General features: G+C 70.6%; 19 protein-coding genes. 15 read left to right on the top strand and 4 right to left on the bottom strand.

What is annotated here, in order from left to right; genetic code table 11:
* Window positions 1-154 precede the first annotated feature (154 nt).
* The 4 genes from OG385_RS11375 (at window position 155) to OG385_RS11360 (ending at window position 3,738) form a co-directional block, all read left to right on the top strand.
* The gene (locus OG385_RS11375) at window positions 155-1,177 is read left to right on the top strand and encodes a DNA-directed RNA polymerase subunit alpha (RefSeq protein WP_164264460.1); all 1,023 of its coding nucleotides are present in this window, start codon (window positions 155-157) and stop codon (window positions 1,175-1,177) included.
* A gap of 125 nt (window positions 1,178-1,302) precedes the next feature.
* Entirely contained in the window at window positions 1,303-1,797 is a 495-nt protein-coding gene (rplQ, locus tag OG385_RS11370) for a 50S ribosomal protein L17 (protein WP_164264461.1), read from the top strand.
* A 150-nt stretch (window positions 1,798-1,947) separates the two neighbouring features.
* Window positions 1,948-2,802 (top strand): tRNA pseudouridine(38-40) synthase TruA, encoded by an 855-nt coding sequence (truA, locus tag OG385_RS11365; RefSeq protein WP_266854245.1) that lies wholly within the window; start codon window positions 1,948-1,950, stop codon window positions 2,800-2,802.
* Between the two features lie 114 nt (window positions 2,803-2,916).
* Window positions 2,917-3,738, top strand: a complete 822-nt coding sequence (locus tag OG385_RS11360) for a polyprenol monophosphomannose synthase (protein WP_266854244.1) — start codon at window positions 2,917-2,919, stop codon at window positions 3,736-3,738.
* A 20-nt stretch (window positions 3,739-3,758) separates the two neighbouring features.
* Here OG385_RS11360 and OG385_RS11355 read toward each other — a convergent pair whose 3' ends face one another.
* Entirely contained in the window at window positions 3,759-4,661 is a 903-nt protein-coding gene (locus OG385_RS11355; RefSeq protein WP_266854242.1) for a hypothetical protein, read from the bottom strand.
* Between the two features lie 109 nt (window positions 4,662-4,770).
* On the opposite strand from OG385_RS11355, the gene OG385_RS11350 reads away from it, so the two are divergent.
* From OG385_RS11350 to glmM, 4 genes are all read left to right on the top strand, one after another.
* Complete coding sequence (locus OG385_RS11350; protein WP_266854240.1) at window positions 4,771-6,390, top strand: ABC-F family ATP-binding cassette domain-containing protein; 1,620 nt, start codon at window positions 4,771-4,773, stop codon at window positions 6,388-6,390.
* Window positions 6,391-6,769: 379 nt separating this feature from the next.
* Complete coding sequence (rplM, locus tag OG385_RS11345; protein ID WP_250299329.1) at window positions 6,770-7,213, top strand: 50S ribosomal protein L13; 444 nt, start codon at window positions 6,770-6,772, stop codon at window positions 7,211-7,213.
* An 80-nt stretch (window positions 7,214-7,293) separates the two neighbouring features.
* Window positions 7,294-7,794, top strand: a complete 501-nt coding sequence (gene rpsI / locus OG385_RS11340) for a 30S ribosomal protein S9 (protein ID WP_164266875.1) — start codon at window positions 7,294-7,296, stop codon at window positions 7,792-7,794.
* 183 nt (window positions 7,795-7,977) lie between these two features.
* Entirely contained in the window at window positions 7,978-9,336 is a 1,359-nt protein-coding gene (glmM, locus tag OG385_RS11335) for a phosphoglucosamine mutase (protein ID WP_266854238.1), read from the top strand.
* 153 nt (window positions 9,337-9,489) lie between these two features.
* Here the strand turns inward: glmM and OG385_RS11330 are convergent, their stop codons facing one another.
* Both OG385_RS11330 and coaA read right to left on the bottom strand, forming a co-directional pair.
* Entirely contained in the window at window positions 9,490-10,440 is a 951-nt protein-coding gene (locus OG385_RS11330) for a DUF389 domain-containing protein (protein WP_266854236.1), read from the bottom strand.
* A gap of 18 nt (window positions 10,441-10,458) precedes the next feature.
* Window positions 10,459-11,460 carry a type I pantothenate kinase gene (gene coaA, locus OG385_RS11325; RefSeq protein WP_266854235.1) on the bottom strand — a complete coding sequence of 334 codons (1,002 nt, stop codon included), beginning with the start codon at window positions 11,458-11,460 and terminating at the stop codon, window positions 10,459-10,461.
* Between the two features lie 121 nt (window positions 11,461-11,581).
* Between coaA and glmS the strand changes: the two genes are divergently transcribed.
* From glmS to OG385_RS11290, 7 genes are all read left to right on the top strand, one after another.
* A complete protein-coding gene (gene glmS / locus OG385_RS11320; protein ID WP_266854233.1) occupies window positions 11,582-13,429 on the top strand; it encodes a glutamine--fructose-6-phosphate transaminase (isomerizing) in 1,848 nt (615 codons plus the stop codon).
* A 61-nt stretch (window positions 13,430-13,490) separates the two neighbouring features.
* Complete coding sequence (locus tag OG385_RS11315; RefSeq protein WP_266854231.1) at window positions 13,491-13,859, top strand: holo-ACP synthase; 369 nt, start codon at window positions 13,491-13,493, stop codon at window positions 13,857-13,859.
* A gap of 205 nt (window positions 13,860-14,064) precedes the next feature.
* Window positions 14,065-15,486: an NAD(P)H-hydrate dehydratase gene (locus OG385_RS11310; protein WP_266854229.1), complete on the top strand. Its 1,422-nt coding sequence runs from the start codon at window positions 14,065-14,067 to the stop codon at window positions 15,484-15,486.
* 517 nt (window positions 15,487-16,003) lie between these two features.
* A complete protein-coding gene (gene alr / locus OG385_RS11305; protein ID WP_266854227.1) occupies window positions 16,004-17,140 on the top strand; it encodes an alanine racemase in 1,137 nt (378 codons plus the stop codon).
* 296 nt (window positions 17,141-17,436) lie between these two features.
* A complete protein-coding gene (locus OG385_RS11300) occupies window positions 17,437-18,717 on the top strand; it encodes an alpha/beta fold hydrolase (RefSeq protein ID WP_266860773.1) in 1,281 nt (426 codons plus the stop codon).
* Window positions 18,689-19,237, top strand: a complete 549-nt coding sequence (gene tsaE, locus OG385_RS11295; RefSeq protein WP_266854225.1) for a tRNA (adenosine(37)-N6)-threonylcarbamoyltransferase complex ATPase subunit type 1 TsaE — start codon at window positions 18,689-18,691, stop codon at window positions 19,235-19,237. Before OG385_RS11300 ends, tsaE begins: the two co-directional genes overlap by 29 nt.
* Window positions 19,238-19,577: 340 nt before the next feature.
* Complete coding sequence (locus OG385_RS11290) at window positions 19,578-19,742, top strand: hypothetical protein (RefSeq protein WP_266854223.1); 165 nt, start codon at window positions 19,578-19,580, stop codon at window positions 19,740-19,742.
* Between the two features lie 217 nt (window positions 19,743-19,959).
* Here the strand turns inward: OG385_RS11290 and OG385_RS11285 are convergent, their stop codons facing one another.
* Window positions 19,960-20,526: a hypothetical protein gene (locus OG385_RS11285; protein ID WP_266854222.1), complete on the bottom strand. Its 567-nt coding sequence runs from the start codon at window positions 20,524-20,526 to the stop codon at window positions 19,960-19,962.
* Window positions 20,527-20,549 lie beyond the last annotated feature (23 nt).

The raw sequence follows: 20,549 nt of genomic DNA, 5'->3' as shown, positions 1-20,549 counted from the left end.
CCCGTACCCTTGTAGGACTCGTACTCTTGTAGTACGTGTGCGGCACGCGATTCCTGTGCCTGTGCACCGGCAGAACCGCACAGCAGCAGCACCGCACCACAGCAAGACCTTGGGGGCGTCAAATAGTGGGCGCCCACGACTGAAGGATCACCACATGCTTATCGCTCAGCGTCCGTCGCTGACCGAAGAGGTCGTCGACGAGTACCGCTCGCGGTTCGTGATCGAGCCGCTGGAGCCGGGCTTCGGCTACACCCTCGGCAACTCGCTCCGCCGCACGCTCCTCTCCTCGATCCCCGGCGCCGCTGTCACCAGCATCCGCGTCGACGGTGTCCTGCACGAGTTCACCACCGTGCCGGGCGTCAAGGAGGACGTGACCGACCTCATCCTCAACATCAAGCAGCTGGTCGTTTCCTCGGAGCACGACGAGCCGGTCGTGATGTACCTGCGCAAGCAGGGCCCCGGCCTGGTCACCGCTGCTGACATCGCCCCGCCGGCCGGTGTCGAGGTGCACAACCCCGACCTGGTCCTCGCCACGCTGAACGGCAAGGGCAAGCTGGAGATGGAGCTGACCGTCGAGCGCGGCCGCGGCTACGTCTCCGCCGTGCAGAACAAGCAGCTGGGCCAGGAGATCGGCCGCATCCCGGTCGACTCCATCTACTCCCCGGTGCTGAAGGTCACGTACAAGGTCGAGGCGACCCGTGTCGAGCAGCGCACCGACTTCGACAAGCTGATCGTCGACGTCGAGACCAAGCAGGCCATGCGTCCCCGTGACGCCATGGCGTCGGCCGGTAAGACCCTGGTCGAGCTGTTCGGTCTGGCCCGCGAGCTCAACATCGACGCCGAGGGCATCGACATGGGCCCGTCGCCGACGGACGCCGCGCTCGCCGCCGATCTGGCGCTGCCGATCGAGGAGCTTGAGCTCACCGTCCGTTCGTACAACTGCCTCAAGCGCGAGGGCATCCACTCCGTGGGTGAGCTCGTGGCGCGGTCCGAGGCCGACCTGCTCGACATCCGCAACTTCGGTGCGAAGTCGATCGACGAGGTCAAGGCGAAGCTGGCCGGCATGGGCCTCGCGCTCAAGGACAGCCCGCCCGGATTCGACCCGACCGCCGCCGCCGACGCCTTCGGTGCGGACGACGACGCGGACGCCGGTTTCGTGGAGACCGAGCAGTACTGATACGCCTCCGGCCGGGACCCCGGGAATGTCCGGGGTCCCGGCCGTGGACTTCCGGCGGGCAGCAGCCCGCCGGTTACTGACACCGGTACCTGATACGGCCGGTGCAGATCACAAGGAGAAACACCATGCCGAAGCCTGCCAAGGGTGCCCGTCTGGGCGGCGGCGCCGCGCACGAGCGTCTGCTTCTCGCGAACCTCGCGAAGTCGCTGTTCGAGCACGGCCGCATCACCACGACCGAGGCCAAGGCTCGCCGCCTGCGTCCGGTCGCGGAGCGTTTCATCACCAAGGCGAAGAAGGGCGACATCCACAACCGTCGCCTCGTGCTGAAGTCGATCACGGACAAGGGCGTCGTCCACACGCTCTTCACCGAGATCGCCCCCCGGTACGAGAACCGCCCCGGTGGCTACACCCGCATCACCAAGATCGGCAACCGTCGTGGCGACAACGCCCCGATGGCGGTCATCGAGCTGGTCGAGGCGCTGACCGTGGCCCAGGAGGCCACCGGTGAGGCCGAGGCCGCGACCAAGCGTGCCGCCAAGGACGCTGCCCCGAAGACCGAGGCCCCGGCCGAGGTCGTCGAGGACGCGAAGCCGGTCGAGGCGGAGTCCAAGGACGCCTGACCCTTTTGAGGGCAGCGTTCTGAGGACAACGTTCTGAGGACAGCTGAACGGGCTCGTATCTCCCTCCGGGGCGGTGCGGGTCCGTTCTTCTTTGTGTGGTGGGTGAATCGTGCGGTGCGGTGGGGCGCGTGAGGCTGAGAGGATGCGCTGGTGAGTGATGAGGTGGAGCCCGGTTCGGTACGGGTGCGGCTGGACCTTGCGTACGACGGCAGGGACTTCTCCGGCTGGGCGAAGCAGAACGAACGGCGCACGGTGCAGGGCGAGTTGGAGTCGGCCATCCGTACCGTGACCCGCTCGGCCACGACGTACGACCTGACGGTCGCCGGACGCACCGACGCCGGGGTGCACGCCCGTGGCCAGGTCGCGCAGGTCGACCTCCCCCGTGAGGTGTGGGAGGAGCACCGGGAGATGCTGCTGCGGCGGCTGTCCGGGCGGCTTCCCCAGGACGTACGGGTGTGGCGGGTGGCCGAGGCGCCGCCGGGCTTCAACGCCCGGTTCTCGGCGATCTGGCGCCGGTACGCCTACCGCGTGAGCGACCGGCCCGGCGGGGTCGATCCGCTGCTGCGCGGGCACGTCCTCTGGCACGACCGGGAGCTGGACCTCCCGGCGATGAACGCCGCTTCGCAGGCCCTCATCGGGGAGCACGACTTCGCCGCGTACTGCAAGAAGCGCGAGGGCGCGACCACGATCCGCACCCTCCAGCAGCTGATCTGGGAGCGCGGCACCGACGGGATCGTCACCGGAACCGTGCGGGCCGACGCCTTCTGCCACAACATGGTCCGCTCGCTGGTGGGCGCGCTGCTCTCCGTCGGCGACGGGCACCGGCCGGTGGAGTGGCCGGGGAAGGTGCTTGCCGTCGCGGTGCGCGATTCCTCGGTGCGCGTGGTGCGGCCACATGGGCTGACGCTGGAGGAAGTGGGCTACCCCGCCGACGAGTTGCTCGCGGCCAGGAGCCGTGAGGCACGTAATATGCGGACCCTGCCGGGGGCCGCCGGCTGCTGCTGAGGCCGAGTCCGAGGCCGAGTCCGAAGGGCCGGATCCGAGGCCGGCCGGGGGGCGATCGCCACCGCGGCCCGGTGGCCCGCAGGGAAGCGCACATCGCCGACGTACGGAGATCCCATGCCTCAGCCCTCCACGACCGGGCAGCTCCCCCAGGAGTGGGGTGCACTGCCGCTGACCGTGGTGATGCCGACGTACAACGAGGCCGCCAGCCTGCCGCGCACCGCCGAGGCCGTGCTGGCCCTGCCGCTGCCCGGCCTCCAGCTGAAGGTGGTGGACGACGCCAGCCCCGACGGCACCGGCCGACTGGCCGACGAGCTGGCCGCCGAGTACAACGCGGCCCGGAACGGCACGGTGGGCGCCGTCGGGGCGCGGCCGCGGATGACCGTGCTGCACCGCACGGAGAAGGACGGCCTGGGGCGCGCCTACGCCGCCGGGATGCTGGCCGCCCTCGACGAGGGCGCCGACTACGTCGTACAGATGGACGCCGACGGCAGCCACCCCGCGCACGTCGTGCCGCAGCTGCTGGGGACCGCGCTGGCGACCGACGCCGGGTTCGTCGTCGGCAGCCGGTACGTCGACGGCGGCTCGCTGGACGAGGACTGGGGCCTGCACCGGAAGCTGCTGTCGCGCTTCGCCAACCAGTACGCGCGCACCATCCTGGACACCCGGATCCGCGACATCACCGCGGGCTTCAACCTGTGGCGCGCGCAGACGCTGCGCGCGGTGGACCTGACGACGCTGGGCAGCGCCGGATACAGCTTCCAGGTGGAGCTGAAGTTCCTGGCCGTACGCCGCGGCTACAGCGGTGTGGAGATCCCGATTCGCTTCGAGGAGCGCACCGAAGGCGTGTCGAAGATGGACCTGGCGACGCAGATCGAGTCCGCGCTGCTGCCCCTGCGGCTGCGGCTGCGCCACCGGGGCGGCAGCGGCCGCAGCTGAGCCGGGCGGGCGGGGCGGCCTCAGCTCGCCGGAGCGGTGGCCGCCGCCGATGCCTGGGCCTGGCCGCGCGCCACGATCTGGCGGAAGGTGAACTCCGCCACGTCGTCGCCCGCAGTGAAGACGTCGGCGTCGGACTGTGTGACGTTCTTGCCGCTGGTGAAACCGCCGACCGTGAAGTAGGCATAGCGGCCATAGGCGTTGGCGGTCCTGCGGCAGACCGAACCGTTGCGGCAGAAGGTGGGGACGCCCGCGCCGTTGAGCGAGGCGACGCCTCCGGCCGACTGCTTCATCGCCTTCTGGGCCTGCGCCTCGGTGTCGAAGACGGCGACACCGATGGTGACCGCGATGCCTCCCTTGCTGAACGTCGCCCGGATGACCTGCCCGCAGCCGTTGTTGACCAGCACGGACCCGAGCGCACCCTGGGTGACGGACGAGCAGGCCGTGGTGCGGTGGGTGGCGGCCTTCTTGTACGTGTGGTCGCCCACCGCGATCGTCGCACCGGGGAAGAGGGTGGCGGCGCTGAGCGGGGCCGTGTCCTTCTTCGAGCTGGAGATGAAGTCCTTGGGGTCGGGCGGTGGCGCCGGGGCCTTCGGCGTGAAGGACGGCAGGGCCTCACTGCTCTTGCTCGGCAGCGCCTCGGGGGAGGGGAGGTTCTTGCCGGCCGTGTCGGATCCGCTGCCCGCCGCCACGACCACGGCCGCGACGAGAGCCCCCACCACGGCGGTCGCCAGTACCCCGCCGCCGACCAGCAGCAGCTTCTTGCGTTTGCCGCGTGCGGCGCTCTCGTCGGCCAGCGCCGCCCAGTCGGGCGTCCCGCCGGGCGTCTGCCCGCCCGGGGCCTGCCACCGGCCGTCCCCGCCGTTGGCGTTGTTCCGCTGTGAATCCCCCGGCCCCCAGGAGGGCCCCCCTTGCCCGAAGCTCATGGCGCGCATACTAATCCGGCTTCGCCGGGCCCGAGCCCCCAGGGGCGCCGGAATGGGGCGCCGGAATCCGGTTGCCTCCCGGGGGTGCGTGTGGGCGACAATCCGGTGCATGGGACATCTTGAAGCGGGTCATCTTGAGTACTACTTGCCGGACGGGCGGGTGCTGCTCGGTGATGCCTCGTTCCGGGTGGGTGACGGCGCGGTCGTGGCCCTGGTCGGTGCCAACGGCGCCGGCAAGACCACCCTGCTGCGGCTGATCGCGGGGGAGATCCAGCCGCACGGCGGGACGGTCTCGGTGAGCGGCGGCCTCGGAGTGATGCGGCAGTTCGTCGGGTCGGTCCGTGACGACCGTACGGTCCGGGACCTGCTCGTCTCGGTCGCACAGCCGCGCATCCGCGAAGCGGCCCGGGCGGTGGACGCCGCCGAGCACCTGATCATGACCGTGGACGACGAGACCGCGCAGATGACGTACGCGCAGGCCCTGAGCGACTGGGCCGAGGTGCAGGGGTACGAGGCCGAGACCGTCTGGGACATGTGCACCATGGCCGCGCTCGGCGTCCCCTACGACAAGGCGCAGTTCCGCGAGGTGCGGACGCTCTCCGGGGGCGAGCAGAAGCGGCTGGTCCTGGAGGCGCTGCTGCGGGGGCCCGACGAGGTGCTGCTCCTCGACGAGCCGGACAACTACCTGGACGTGCCGGGCAAGCGCTGGCTGGAGGAGCGGCTGAAGGAGACCCGCAAGACGGTGCTCTTCGTCTCGCACGACAGGGAGCTGCTGTCGAGGGCCGCCGAGAAGATCGTGAGTGTGGAGCCCGGTCCGGCCGGCTCGGACGTCTGGGTGCACGGCGGCGGGTTCGACACGTACCACGCGGCCCGCAAGGAGCGCTTCGCGAGGTTCGAGGAGCTCAAGCGGCGCTGGGACGAGGAGCACGCCCGGCTGAAGGCGCTGGTGCTGCGGCTGCGTAACCAGGCGGCGAGCAGCCCCGACATGGCATCGCGCTACCGGGCCATGCAGACGCGCTTCCAGAAGTTCGAGGAGGCCGGGCCGCCGCCCGAGCCGCCGCGCGAGCAGGAGATCAGCATGCGGCTGCGCGGAGGCCGCACCGGCGTACGGGCCGTGACCTGCGAGAACCTTGAGCTGACCGGCCTGATGAAGCCCTTCTCGCTGGAGATCTTCTACGGCGAACGGGTCGCGGTGCTCGGCTCCAACGGGTCAGGCAAGTCCCACTTCCTGCGGCTGCTGGCCGGCGGCGACGTCGCCCACACCGGCCAGTGGAAGACCGGCGCCCGTGTCGTGCCCGGCCACTTCGCCCAGACCCACGCGCACCCGGAGCTGCTGGGCCGCACGCTCGTCGACATCCTGTGGACGGAGCACGCGAAGGACCGGGGGGCGGCCATGGGCGTGCTGCGCCGGTACGAGATGGAGCGCCAGGGCGACCAGCTCTTCGACCGGCTCTCGGGCGGCCAGCAGGCGCGCTTCCAGATCCTGCTCCTGGAGCTGGCGGGCACCACCGCGCTGCTCCTGGACGAGCCGACGGACAACCTGGACCTGGAGTCGGCCGAGGCGCTCCAGGAGGGTCTGGAGGCGTACGAGGGCACGGTGGTCGCGGTCACCCACGACCGCTGGTTCGCGAAGTCCTTCGACCGGTATCTGGTCTTCGGCTCGGACGGCGTCGTACGGGAGACGGCCGAGCCGGTGTGGGACGAGCGGCGCGTGGAGCGGGTGCGGTAGGCGAGGCGGATGGTGCGGTGGGCGGGACAGGCGTGACGGGCGGGACGGCCGGGACGGGCATGACAGGCGTGACGGGTGCGGCGGCCGGGGCAGCCGGTCCGGTGGCTGTACCGTCGTCCGGGCCCGTGATCCCGGGCCCGTGATCCCGGGCCCGGACCAGCTGTTTTGACCCATCCGGGGCGGCGCGGGTAGTCTCGGCTTTTGTTATACGTATTGGCTTCGTCGTTCTCACGCGAAGGGCCCTTACGTAGGTTCCCTGGAGCAGTTACCAGTGGCTCGCATACGGGCAGCGTCCCCGGCATTGTGAGCCCCAGCTGCAGATCGCTTCAGGGGTGCCGTGTGTCTGGACCCCATCCACTGAAGAAGCGAAGGCTACGAAGTGCGTACGTACAGCCCCAAGCCCGGCGATGTCACTCGCCAGTGGCACATCATCGACGCGCAGGACATCGTCCTGGGCCGTCTGGCGACGACCGCCGCCACCCTCCTGCGGGGCAAGCACAAGGCGATCTACGCCCCGCACATGGACATGGGCGACTTCGTCATCATCATCAACGCCGAGAAGGTTCACCTCTCCGGCAACAAGAAGACCCAGAAGATGGCGTACCGCCACTCCGGTTACCCGGGTGGCCTGCGTTCCGTCCGCTACGACGAGCTGCTTGAGAAGAGCCCCGAGAAGGCCATCGAGAAGGCCATCAAGGGCATGATTCCCAAGAACACCCTGGGCCGTCAGGTGCTCTCGAAGCTGAAGATCTACGCGGGAGACCAGCACCCGCACGCTGCTCAGCAGCCTGTCCCGTTCGAGATCACCCAGGTCGCGCAGTAGTTCCGGCCACCCCCTAAGACGTAAAGAAAGATCTGAGGAGAATCGTGGCCGAGACCACTGCAGAGACCCCCACCGACGACGTGGCGGGCACCGAGGGCGAAGAGACCTTCGCCGAGGTGACCACCTTCGAGTCCGAGGTTCCGGTCGAGGGCGAGTACACCAGCGAGTCGCTCGCGGGCCGCTTCGGCGACCCGCAGCCGGCGGCCGGCCTGGGCCGCCGCAAGAACGCCATTGCCCGCGTCCGGATCGTTCCGGGCACCGGCAAGTGGAAGATCAACGGTCGTACCCTTGAGGACTACTTCCCCAACAAGGTGCACCAGCAGGAAGTCAACGAGCCCTTCAAGGTGCTTGAGCTCGACAACCGCTACGACGTCATCGCCCGCATCTCGGGTGGCGGCGTGTCCGGTCAGGCCGGCGCCCTGCGCCTCGGCGTGGCCCGCTCGCTGAACGAGGCGGACGTGGACAACAACCGCGCCACGCTGAAGAAGGCCGGCTTCCTCTCCCGCGACGACCGTGCGGTCGAGCGCAAGAAGGCCGGTCTCAAGAAGGCCCGTAAGGCCCCGCAGTACAGCAAGCGCTAATCACGGCTTGCAGGGCTGCATGCACGACCCTGTTTGTACGTTCGCCCCGGCGGCACCTTCTGTGCTGCCGGGGCGTTCGTTTATCAGGTCCTCCGGCGTATAACGGCACAAGACGTTCACAACGCTCAGAGACCTGGGTATTGGGTATTCGGAATTTCTCGGAGCATCTTTCGGAGGACAACAGTGGGACGACTCTTCGGCACGGACGGTGTGCGCGGTGTCGCCAACGTGGACCTGACGGCGGAGCTCGCGCTCGGTCTCTCGGTCGCCGCGGCGCACGTACTCGCGGAAGCGGGCACATTCGAGGGCCATCGGCCGAAAGCGGTGGTCGGGCGCGATCCGCGTGCGTCCGGAGAGTTCCTGGAGGCCGCCGTCGTCGCGGGCCTCGCGAGCGCGGGCGTGGACGTCCTGCGCGTCGGTGTGCTGCCCACCCCGGCGGTGGCGTATCTCACCGGTGCGCTGGGCGCCGACTTCGGCGTGATGCTCTCCGCCAGCCACAACGCCATGCCGGACAACGGCATCAAGTTCTTCGCGCGTGGCGGCCACAAGCTCGCCGACGAGCTGGAGGACCGCGTCGAGACGGTCTACGACCAGCACCGCACCGGCGAGCCGTGGGAGCGCCCGACGGGCGCGGGCGTGGGCCGGGTCCGTACGTACGACCAGGGCTTCGACCAGTACGTCGCCCATCTCATCGGCGTCCTGCCCAACCGGCTCGACGGCCTCAAGGTCGTCCTCGACGAGGCGCACGGCGCGGCGTCCCGCGTCTCGCCCGAGGCGTTCACCCGGGCCGGGGCCGAGGTCGTCACCCTGGGCGCCGAGCCCGACGGGCTGAACATCAACGACGGCTGCGGCTCGACCCATCTGGCGCTGATCAAGGCCGCCGTGGTCGAACACGGCGCCGACTTCGGTATCGCGCACGACGGCGACGCCGACCGCTGCCTCGCCGTGGACGCGTCGGGCGAGGAGGTCGACGGCGACCAGATCCTCGCCGTCCTGGCCCTCGCCATGCGCGAGGCGGGCACGCTGCGCGGAAACACCGTGGTGGGCACCGTGATGTCCAACCTCGGGTTCAAGATGGCCATGGAGCGCGAGGGCATCGAGCTGGTCCAGACGGCGGTCGGTGACCGCTATGTCCTGGAGTCGATGAAGGAACACGGCTACGCGCTGGGCGGCGAGCAGTCCGGCCACGTCATCGTCCTGGACCACGCGACGACCGGCGACGGCACCCTCACCGGGCTGATGCTGGCCGCCCGGGTCGCTGCCACCGGCCGGACGCTGGCCGAGCTGGCGGGTGTGATGGTGCGGCTGCCGCAGGTCCTGGTCAATGTGCCGGACGTGGACAGGTCGCGGGTCGCCACATCGGCCGAGCTGAGGGCTGCGGTGACCGAGGCCGAGCGTGAACTGGGCTCGACCGGCCGCGTACTGCTGCGCCCCTCGGGCACGGAGCCGCTGGTGCGGGTCATGGTCGAGGCTGCGGACATCGACCAGGCGAAGACGGTGGCGGCCCGGCTGGCCGACGTGGTGAAGTCCGCGCTGGGGTAGCGGCCGCCGCCGGGTCAGAGGCTGTTGTGTGATGCGTGCGGCGTCCGGGGTGACGCCGCACGCACACCGCGGGGCGTCGGCTTCAGGGCAAGGTAGCCAGGGCCGGCCGGCCGTTTCAGTCAGCGCGTTCCGTGCAGTGCGTTCCAGTGCGCTTCAGTGCGCTCCAGCGTGCTCCAGTGCGCGGCGGCGGCGTACCGACAGCAGTGCCTTCTGCACCAGCAGGGTCAGCGTGCCCGCGAGCACGATCCCGCCCAGGTTCGCAAGCAGTTGGCTGACCGAGCCCCAAGTCTGGCTGTAATCGCCGTAGTTGAACGCCACCGCCGCATTGGCCGCGGCCGGTACGGTCGTCACGGAGATGGCCACACCGATCAGCGCCCCGGACTTCGCCGAAGTGAGCGAGAGCGTCCCCGCGATGCCCGCGAGGAACGCCACCACGAACGACATCCAGTCCGGCTGCCAGATGAACGCCGTGTTGGGCCGGGCCGCTTCGACCATGTGCATGGTGAAGAGCCCGAAGGCGTTCATCATCCAGGCGAACCCGGCCGTCAGCACCATCGCGATGGCGAACCCTCCGGTCAGCGCCCACAGCGACCGCCCCACCAGGCGCGGAGCCCGCTGCACCAGCGCCGTCGAGATCCCCGCCAGCGGTCCGAAATCGGGTCCCACCGCCATCGCGCCCACGATCAGGATCGCGTTGTCGAGCATCACACCGCAGGCGGCCAGCATCGTCGCGACGGCCATGAACGCCACATAGGTGACGCTGAACGTGGACTCCTCGTCGGTCGCCCGTGTCAGCTCCTCCCACAGCACCGCGTCCGAGCCCTCACCGGGCGCGTCGGCCTCCGCCTTGTCGGCGTACGCGGAGAGTGTCAGATCCGTGTTCTCGACGGCGATCGAACCGGACCGGTCGATGCCGAGCCCGCGCAGCGCACCGATCAGATCGTCGCCCGCCTCGCGCGCCACATCGCACATCACCACATCGCCCTGCGGATCGCGGGCCGCGCCGGGCATCACCACCAGGTGCGTGGTGCCCACGGTGTGGCCTATGAGGTGCAGGACCTCGTCCGTACGGTCGGCGGGCACGATCAGGCGCAGATGCAGCACGCGGGCACTCCAGGAAGGTCAGACTTTGCGCAGCGAGAGACGCTGGACCTTGTGGTCCGGTCCCTTGCGCACGACGAGGGTGGCACGGCTGCGCGTCGGTGCCACATTCTCCACCAGGTTCGGCTTGTTGATGGTCCGCCACATGGTGCGTGCGTACTCCAGCGCCTCGTCCTCGGAGACCTGGGTGTACTTCCTGAAGTACGAGGACGGGTCCTGGAACGCGGTCGCGCGCAGCTTCCTGAACCTGTTGAGGTACCAGCTCTCGATGTCATCGGCGCGCGCGTCCACGTACACGGAGAAGTCGAAGTAGTCGGCGAGACCGGTCCGGGTGCGGCCGTCGCTGCCGGGGAGCGCGGGCTGCAGCACGTTCAGCCCCTCCACGATGAGGATGTCAGGGCGGCGCACGGTCAGCCGCTCGCCCGGCACGATGTCGTAGATCAGGTGCGAGTAGACGGGCGCGGTGACCTCGTCCCTGCCGGACTTCACGTCCGCGACGAACCGGGTGAGGGCACGGCGGTCGTACGACTCGGGGAACCCCTTGCGGCCCATGAGCCCGCGCCGCTTCAACTCCTCCATCGGGTACAGGAACCCGTCGGTGGTGACCAGCTCGACGCGCGGGTGCTCGGGCCAGCGGGCGAGCAGCGCCTTCAGGAGCCGGGCGACGGTGGACTTGCCCACCGCGACGCTCCCGGCGACCCCTATGACGAAGGGGGTGCCGTGCTGGGTGCCGTGGCCGTTGCCCGCGTCGCCCAGGAAGGTGTTGAGTGCCCCGCGCAGCCCGTCCGAGGCCTGGACATAGAGGTTGAGCAGCCGGGACAGCGGGAGGTAGATGTCGCGCACCTCGTCGAGGTCTATGACGTCCCCGAGTCCGCGGAGCCGTTCGACCTCCTCGGCGGTGAGCGGCAGCGGCGTCTTCTCCCGCAGTGCGCTCCACTCGGTACGGGTGAGGTCGACGTAGGGAGTCGCCTCCGGCCTGGGCCGGTGGGCGCTCCGCGGCGGCGGGGAGACCGGAGAGATCACCTGTTCATTGTGGCGGCTGTGTGGCCCGGGTGGCGGGTGGGGTGCGTCACTAGGGGGCGGCGGCGTCCCGGAGGGCCGACCGCTGCGGACTCTGCGGGCGGCTCCGCCGTAGGCTGCCGGGATGTGCGGAATCGTGGGGTACGTCGGCGGGCAGTCGGCGCTTGATGTTGTCATCGCGGGTCTCAAGAGGCTGGAGTACCGGGGCTACGACTCGGCCGGCGTGGCGGTGCTCGCCGACGGCGGGCTGGCGGCCGCGAAGAAGGCCGGGAAGCTCGCCAATCTGGAGAAGGAGCTGGTCGAGAGGCCTTTGCCGGCCGGAGCGACAGGTATCGGGCACACCCGCTGGGCCACTCACGGGGCGCCCAATGACGAGAACGCGCACCCGCATCTGGACAACGCGGGCCGGGTGGCTGTCGTCCACAACGGGATCATCGAGAACTTCGCCGCCCTGCGTGAGGAACTGGCCGGACGCGGGCACGACTTGGCGTCCGAGACCGACACGGAGGTCACGGCGCATCTGCTGGCCGAGGCGTACTCCTCGTGCGGGGACCTGGCGGAGGCGATGCGGCAGGTGTGCCGAAGGCTGGACGGGGCGTTCACGCTGGTCGCGGTGCACGCCGACGAACCAGACGTGGTGGTCGGCGCGCGGCGGAACTCACCGCTGGTGGTGGGCGTTGGAGAGGGTGAGTCCTTCCTCGCGTCGGACGTGGCCGCGTTCATCGCCCACACGCGGTCCGCGATCGAGCTGGGGCAGGACCAGGTGGTGGAGCTCCGCCGGGACGGCGTGCTCGTCACCGACTTCGACGGGGCACCGGCCGACGTCCGTTCGTACCACGTCGACTGGGACGCATCGGCGGCCGAAAAGGGGGGTTATGACTACTTCATGCTCAAGGAGATCGCCGAGCAGCCGAAGGCTGTCGCCGACACTCTGCTGGGGCGTATCGATACCGGCGGGCTGCTGACGCTCGACGAGGTACGGATTCCCGCCGCGGTGCTGCGCGAGGTCAACAAGGTCGTGATCGTGGCCTGCGGGACCGCTTTCCACGCGGGGATGATCGCCAAGTACGCCATCGAGCACTGGACCAGGATTCCCTGCGAGACCGAGCTCGCCAGTGAGTTCCGCTACCGGGACCCGATCCTCGACCAGCAGACGCTGGTGATCGCCATCTCGCAGTCCGGCGAGACCATGGACACCCTGATGGCGCTGCGCCATGCCCGCGAGCAGGGCGCGAAGGTGCTGGCCATCTGCAACACCAACGGTTCGACCATTCCACGGGAATCGGACGCCGTGCTCTATACGCACGCAGGACCCGAAGTGGCCGTCGCGTCGACCAAGGCCTTTCTGACGCAGCTGGTGGCCTGCTACCTCGTCGCGCTCTATCTGGGGCAGGTGCGCGGGACGAAGTGGGCGGACGAGATCCGGGCCGTCATCCGGGAACTGTCCGAGATCTCCTGCCAGGTCGAGCGGGTGCTGGAAACCATGGAGCCGGTACGGGAGTTGGCGCGGTCGCTGGCCGGCAAGGACACCGTGCTGTTCCTCGGCAGGCATGTCGGGTATCCGGTCGCGCTGGAAGGTGCGCTCAAGCTGAAGGAGCTCGCCTATATGCACGCGGAGGGATTCGCGGCGGGTGAGCTCAAGCACGGTCCCATCGCGCTGATCGAGGAGGATCTGCCGGTGGTCGTCGTCGTGCCCTCGCCGCGCGGGCGGTCAGTGCTGCACGGGAAGATGGTGTCGAACATCCAGGAGATCCGGGCACGCGGTGCGCGGACCATCGTCATCGCGGAGGAGGGCGACGAGGCGGTCGTACCGTACGCCGACCACCTGATCCGCGTCCCGGCCACGCCCACCCTGCTGCAGCCCCTGGTCGCGGCCGTTCCGCTCCAGGTGTTCGCCTGCGAACTGGCGACCGCGCGGGGCAACGAGGTCGACCAGCCGCGCAACCTCGCGAAGTCGGTGACGGTGGAGTGATGGTCGTGGGAGCGGGGTCCGGCCGGGCGCGCAGGCGTCTCGGGCAGCGGGGGGTGGCCGAGTGATTGTCGGCGTGGGGATCGACGTCGCGGAGATCGAACGGTTCGCCGCGGCGCTGGAGCGGACCCCGGAGATGGCGCAACGGCTCTTCCTGCCGGACGAGTTGCGGCTTCCGGGCGGTGAGCGGCGGGGTATCGCCTCACTGGCCGCCCGGTTCGCGGCCAAGGAGGCGCTGGCCAAGGCGCTCGGCGCGCCCGGTGGGCTGCGCTGGACGGACGCCGAGGTGTTCGTGGAGGACGGCGGCCGGCCCCGGCTGCGGGTGACCGGCACGGTAGCGGCACGGGCCGCCGAACTGGGCGTGCAGTCGTGGCATGTCTCACTCAGCCATGACGCGGGGGTGGCCTCGGCCGTCGTGATCGCTGAGGGGTGATCGCTGATCTGAGGGGTGATCGCTGATCGCTTAGGGGTGGTGTGACGGGTGGTCAGTGGTGGCTGGTCGTCGGCTGGTCGCTGTCGGGCTGAGGGTTGAGGGTTGAGGGCTGAGGTCCGGCCTGACTGGTAGCGGCCGGGTGAGGTCGGCGTGGCGTGGGTCGCGGGCGGTTGAGAGCGGCGGGGCGACAGTGGAGGGTTGAGGCATGCGTACTGCTTACAGCGTGGAGACCGTACGGACCGCCGAGCGCGAACTGATGGCCAGGCTGCCGGAGGGCGCCCTCATGCAGCGGGCCGCCGCCGGCCTCGCCGCGGCCTGCGCGGATCTGCTGGGGAAGGTGTACGGCGCCCGGGTCGTGCTGCTCGTCGGGAGCGGGGACAACGGGGGCGACGCCCTGTACGCGGGCGCCCGCCTGGCCCGGCGCGGCGCGGGGGTGGCGGCGGTGCTGCTGGCCCCCGACCGGGCCCATCAGGGCGGCCTGCGGGCGCTGCTCGCGGCCGGCGGGCGGGTCGACGACGTATCGGTGGTCGGCCGGGCCGACCTGGTGGTCGACGGGATCACCGGTATCGGCGGCCGGGGCGGGCTGCGGCCCGATGCGGTGGCCGCCCTCTGGGCGGTGTCCGACGCGGTGCCGGTGGTCGCCGTGGACCTGCCGAGCGGGGTGTCCGCCGACACGGGCGAGGTCGTCGGTGAGGCCGTACGGGCGGACGCGACCGTGACGTTCGGCGCGTACAAGCCTGCACTTCTCATCGATCCGGCCGCCGAGTACGCGGGGGCCCTGCGGCTCGTGGACATCGGGCTCGACCTGCCCGTCGTACCGGACCTGGAGTCGCTCCAGTACGCGGACGTGGCGGAACTGCTGCCGATGCCCTCGGCGGAGAGCGACAAGTACCGGCGGGGCGTCGTCGGCGTCGTCGCCGGATCCGCACGCTATCCGGGAGCGGCCGTGCTGGCCGTGGCGGGCGCGCTGCGGGGCGGGGCAGGGGCAGTGCGGTATGTGGGGCCTGCCGCCGACGCGGTGATCGCACGGTTCCCGGAGACGCTGGTGCACGCCGGGCCGCCGGCGAAGGCGGGACGTGTTCAGGCGTGGGTCGTCGGCCCCGGCCTCGGGGACGACAGGTCGGTGGTCGACGACGTACTGGCATCCGACGTGCCGGTGCTCGTGGACGCGGACGGGCTGCGGCTGCTGGACGCGTCGGCCGTACAGGACCGTTCGGCGCCGACTCTGCTCACCCCGCACGCGGGCGAGGCGGCTGCCCTGCTCGACGTGTCACGCGAGGAGGTCGAGGGGGCGCGGCTCGCGTCGGTACGGGCGCTGGCTTCGCGCTACGGGGCGACCGTCCTGCTCAAGGGCTCGACCACCCTCGTCGCGGCCCCTTCGGGCGACACGCCGGTCCGGGTGAACCCGACCGGCACCCCCTGGCTGGCCACGGCGGGCAGCGGCGACGTCCTGTCGGGCCTGGCTGGCTCACTGCTGGCGGCAGGACTGGACGCCAGGGACGCAGGCTCCGTCGCGGCCTATCTGCACGGCCTGGCCGCCCGTCGGGCTTCCGGCGGGGCGGCTGTGGTCGCCCAGGACGTGGCGGACGGGATCGCGGCGGCCTGGCGGGACGTCTGCGGGGGGTGAGGGGATGAGGTGAGGGGGCGAGGAGTGAGGGGCGCTGAGGTGTCCGTCCTGGCCACTTCCTCGCTCGTGTCTCGGTCCGTCCTGGCCGGGGGTGGCTGCCTCACCCCCGGTGCCCGGCTGTCCTGGGTGGCTGTCCAGCCCTGTGCCCGGGCCCGGGCACAGGGCTGGACACAGGGCTGGGCGCCGGCGGGGCGGGCGCACGCGCTCTGCGAGGGAGTGGGAGCGGAAGCCCGCTCTGAGAGACTGGGCGCGATGACGGGGACAGACAGATGACTGAGGCACGTAGATGACCGGGACTCGTAGTGAGCGGGGCGCCGAGACGGACGGGGCTTGCGGTGACCGGGGCACCGGGGCGGCTGGGACACGCGGTGACCGGGGGACCGGGACGGCCGGGGCAGCCGGGGCACGCGGCGACCGGGGCACCGGGACGGCTGGGACACGCGGTGACCGAGGGACCGGGACAGCCGGGACAGCCGGGACACGCGATGACCGGAGGACCGGGACAGCCGGGGCACTCATGCGAGCGCGTGCGGAGATCGATCTTGGCGCGCTGCGAGCCAACGTGCGCGCGCTGCGCGCCCGTGCGCCCCGTGCCCAGCTCATGGCAGTGGTCAAGGCGGATGCGTACGGCCACGGCATGCTGCCCTGCGCCAGGGCCGCACTTGAGGCCGGAGCCGACTGGCTCGGTACCGCGACCCCGCAGGAGGCGCTCGCACTGCGCGCCGCGGGTATCCGGGCCCGGCTGCTCTGCTGGCTGTGGACGCCCGGCGGGCCGTGGCGAGAGGCGATCGAGGCCGATATCGATGTGTCCGTGGGCGGTATGTGGGCGCTCGACGAGGTACTGGATGCGGCCCGGGCGAGCGGCCGTACGGCCCGTATCCAGCTCAAGGCCGACACCGGCCTCGGGCGCGGCGGCTGCCAGCCCGCCGACTGGCCCGAACTCGTCGGCGCCGCGGTCGCCGCTGAGGCCGAGGGGCTGGCCGATGTCACCGGGATCTGGTCGCACTTCGCGTGCGCAGACGAGCCCGGCCATCCGTCCATCGCCGCGCAGCGGGACCGCTTCGACGAGGCCATCGCGTACGCCGAGAAGGCAGGGGTCAGCCCCGAGGTCCGGCACATCTCCAACTCGCCTGCCGTGCTGACGCTGCCCGAGGCGCAGTACGACCTGATCCGTCCGGGCGTCGCGCTCTACGGCATCTCGCCTGTACCGCAGCTCGGCACCGCCGCCGACTTCGGCCTGCGTCCCGTCATGACGCTCAGCGCCCGCCTGGGCCTGGTCAAACACGTACCGGCGGGGCACGGCGTCAGCTACGGCCATCACTACGTCACCCCGGCCGAGACCACACTCGGCCTGGTCCCCCTCGGGTACGCGGACGGTGTCCCGCGCCACGCTTCGGGTAAGGGGCCTGTGCTGATCGGCGGGCGACTGCGGCGGGTCGCGGGACGGATCGCCATGGACCAGTTCGTCGTGGACCTGGAGGGGGACGAACTCCTTCCGGGTGCGGAGGCGGTGCTGTTCGGGCCGGGTGACCGGGGCGAACCGACCGCCGAGGACTGGGCCCGGGCCGCGGACACGATCGCGTACGAGATCGTCACCCGGATCGGGTCGCGAGTGGACCGCGTGTATGTGAATGAGGGACTGGGTGAGCAGTAACCCGTCCGACGGGCAGCAGTCCGGACGGTCACGACCGGACAGGCAGCAGTCGAACCGCCGGTGATGGGATGAACCAGCAGCCGGACGACGAGTAGCCGGACGACGACGAGTAGCCGGACGACGACCAGTAGGAGAGCGGCACGGTGAGCGAGAGCACCAGCGCGAATGTGGCCCAGGCCGCCGCGGCGGGCGCCAACTGGCGCAGGGCCGGTGGTTTCGCCGGCGCCGCGATCGGTGTGCTCGCGGCCGGTGCGGCGGCGGGCGTGGCGGTCGAGCGTCTGACGGTCGGCCGCGGCATGCGCAAGAAGGCGCGGCTCGCCCTCGACGCATCGGGCCCGTACGGCTCACTGCGCGGTGTCCCGGGCCGGGCGGCCGCCGATGACGGGACCGGGATCTACTACGAGGTCGACGAGGTCGGCGCTTACCCGCCGGGGTCGCTCAGTGGTGCGCGGGCGCGGGGCGCCGGAGCAGAGCCGGGTGGAGCTGGGACGGCTGGTGCAGCTTCGGGTGCTTCAGGTGCTGCGGGAGCGGATGGGACCGTCGGGACGGCCGGTGTGTCCGGGACAGCTGGGAAAGTTGGAGCGGCCGGCGGCCGTCGGGCGGCCGGGGAAGCTGCGAAAGACGGGACAGCCAAAGACGGGACAGCCGGGGCGCGTAAGCGGCGGTCGTCCGGGCGCCGGACGGTTCAGCCCGTCACGGTCGTCTTCTCACACGGTTACTGCCTCAGCCAGGATTCCTGGCACTTCCAGCGTGCGGCGCTACGCGGCGTCGTCCGGACCGTCCACTGGGACCAGCGCAGCCACGGCCGCTCGGAGCGCGGTCAGGCGCAGGCCGACGGTGTACCGCTCACCATCGACCAGCTCGGCCGCGATCTGAAAGCAGTCATCGACGCGGCAGCACCGGAGGGACCTCTGGTGCTGGTGGGACATTCGATGGGCGGCATGACGATGATGGCGCTCGGCGAACAGTTCCCCGAACTGGTCAGAGACCGGGTCGTCGGTGCCGCGTTCGTCGGCACCTCCTGCGGGAAGCTCGGCGAGGTCAGTTTCGGGCTGCCGGTGGCGGGCGTGAACGCGGTGCGGCGCGTGCTTCCCGGCGTACTGAAGGCTCTCGGGTCCCAGACGGAGCTGGTGGAGCGGGGGCGGCGGGCCACGGCGGACCTGTTCGCCGGGCTGGTCAAGCGGTACTCGTTCGGTTCGAAGGACGTCGACCCCGGCGTGGCCCGGTTCGCGGAGCGGCTGATCGAGGGCACACCGATCGATGTGGTCGCGGAGTTCTATCCGGCCTTCACCGACCACGACAAGGCGGACGCGCTGGCCGAGGTCTTCGCCGAGGTGCCCGCACTCATCCTGGCCGGCGAGAACGACCTGGTGACACCAAGTGCACACAGCCAGATCATCGCCGATCTGCTGCCCACGGCGGAACTGGTCATCGTTCCCGACGCCGGGCACCTGGTCATGCTCGAACATCCGGAGACCGTGACCGGCCGGTTGACCGAACTGCTGGCGAGGGCGGGCGCGGTACCGGTAGACGCTAACGTTGGCCTGTATGGAAGCCCCGCACAGCCCGGCAGCTGACACGGCCGCCGCATTCGCCACCCGCCTGACCATCGACTCCCCCGACCGTATGCAGGAGTTGGGCCGTCGCCTCGCCGTACTGCTGCGCCCCGGCGATCTCGTGATGCTCTCCGGTGAACTCGGCGCGGGCAAGACCACCCTCACCCGGGGCCTGGGCGAGGGCCTCGGCGTGCGCGGAGCGGTCACGTCCCCGACCTTCGTCATCGCCCGTGTCCATCCGCCGCTGGGCGACGGCCCCCCGCTGGTGCACGTGGACGCGTACCGCCTGGGCGGTGGGCTCGACGAGATGGAGGACCTCGATCTGGACGTCTCGCTGCCCGACTCGGTGATCGTGGTCGAGTGGGGGGACGGGAAGGTCGAGGAACTGTCGGACGACCGGCTCCGGGTGGTCATCGGGCGGGGTGTGGGTGACACGGACGACGAGCGCCGCGTGGTGACGGTCAGCGGGTTCGGGGCGCGCTGGGCGGCAGAGAAACAGCGCACGGACCTCGACGGTCTCCGGGAGCTCGGGGAGGCCTGAGGGGGGCTCTCTCCGGTCTGAGGGAGGCCGCAGGGGCTTGAGGGGATCGCAGCAGGTCTGGAAGGGCCAGGGGGCCTGACGGGGGTTCGGTGGAGGTTCGGGACGGGCCCGGGGGAGTTTCCCGGAAGGCCTGAGGGCTTCGCGATGCCTTGAGAGGCCGGGAGAAGGAGGCCTGGGTGCCACGGGGCCGCCTGAGCAGTTCGCATGCGCATCCGGAAATTCACCCCGTACTTTCCGACAAGCCGTCGGTAAGGTGTTGCACAGATCCCACCGGGCGTGGTGACATGGATACCAAGACCTGGTTAGGTCTACCTAACCATGCCTGACCGAGGAGGCAGCCATGTCCGCATCGGAGACCGAAGCGCAGTCGCCGTCCCCCATGTCGATGCGCGATCTGCTCGCCTCCTGCGAGGCGGCGAACGCCGTGTCCACACCACCGCGCGCCCCCGCGCCTGAGCCCACCGCCGTCACCGGGGAGCCTGAGGAAGAGCGCGACGCCGCGTAATCCGTATGGGTTGCCGCGCAATCCGTATGGATTACAGCCTGGCGGCAGAGCGCATGCGGGGCTGCCGGGTTCCGAGATTGAGTCGTACGGGAACCTGCGCGGGCCATACGGAAGCGCTGCGAGCCAGACGGAAGGCCCGCGCGAGCCATGCGAGATCGTGCGTGCGCCAGGGCCTCAGCCGCGGGCGCTGCATGAGCAGGCAGGAGCCGCGGGGCGGCTAAGGGACGACGACGATCTTCGTGCCGAACGTCGCGAGCGGCCACATCGCGTTGCCGTCCGCGCGCTTCATCCGGATTCCGCCGGTCTTCTGCTGCGGGTCGGGGCTCGACATCGAGTTGTCCGTAGCGGCGCTGAACCCGACCGTCACCCCGTTGACGCTCGCGAACCGCACCACGTGCTCGATCGGCACCCCGTCGGAGCCCATCGTGCTGCCTGTGCGCGAAGTCACCTGGTACGTTCCCGGGCGCGGATTCACCGCGCTCGGCATGACCTCGAAGGTCCGCACGCCGACCCCGGTGTCGCTCACCAGCCACACCCGCTTCGCCCCGAGCGAGTACACGACGCGGGAGCCGGCCCCCGAGTGCAGCGGCACCGCGTGGCTGTTCTGCTTTCCCGGCTTCGTCGGGGTGCCCGACGGGTTGGTCGAGGAGGACGCCGAGGACGAGGGCTTGGGGGCCGCGAGGTTGGCGGGGGCGTTTGCCGACGCCTGGTAGGCGAGGAAGCCGACCACGGCGAGCGCTGCCCCGGTGAGCCCGGCCACGATTCCCGAGCTGCTCCTTGACACCTGAGGCTCCCCATTTCTCGTAC

Origin of the sequence: Streptomyces sp. NBC_01306, assembly GCF_026340465.1 — a bacterium.
Taxonomy (GTDB): Bacteria; Actinomycetota; Actinomycetes; order Streptomycetales; family Streptomycetaceae; genus Streptomyces.
The sequence above is the reverse complement of the archived record's forward strand: the minus strand, read 5'-3'. Positions and strand labels throughout refer to the sequence as shown.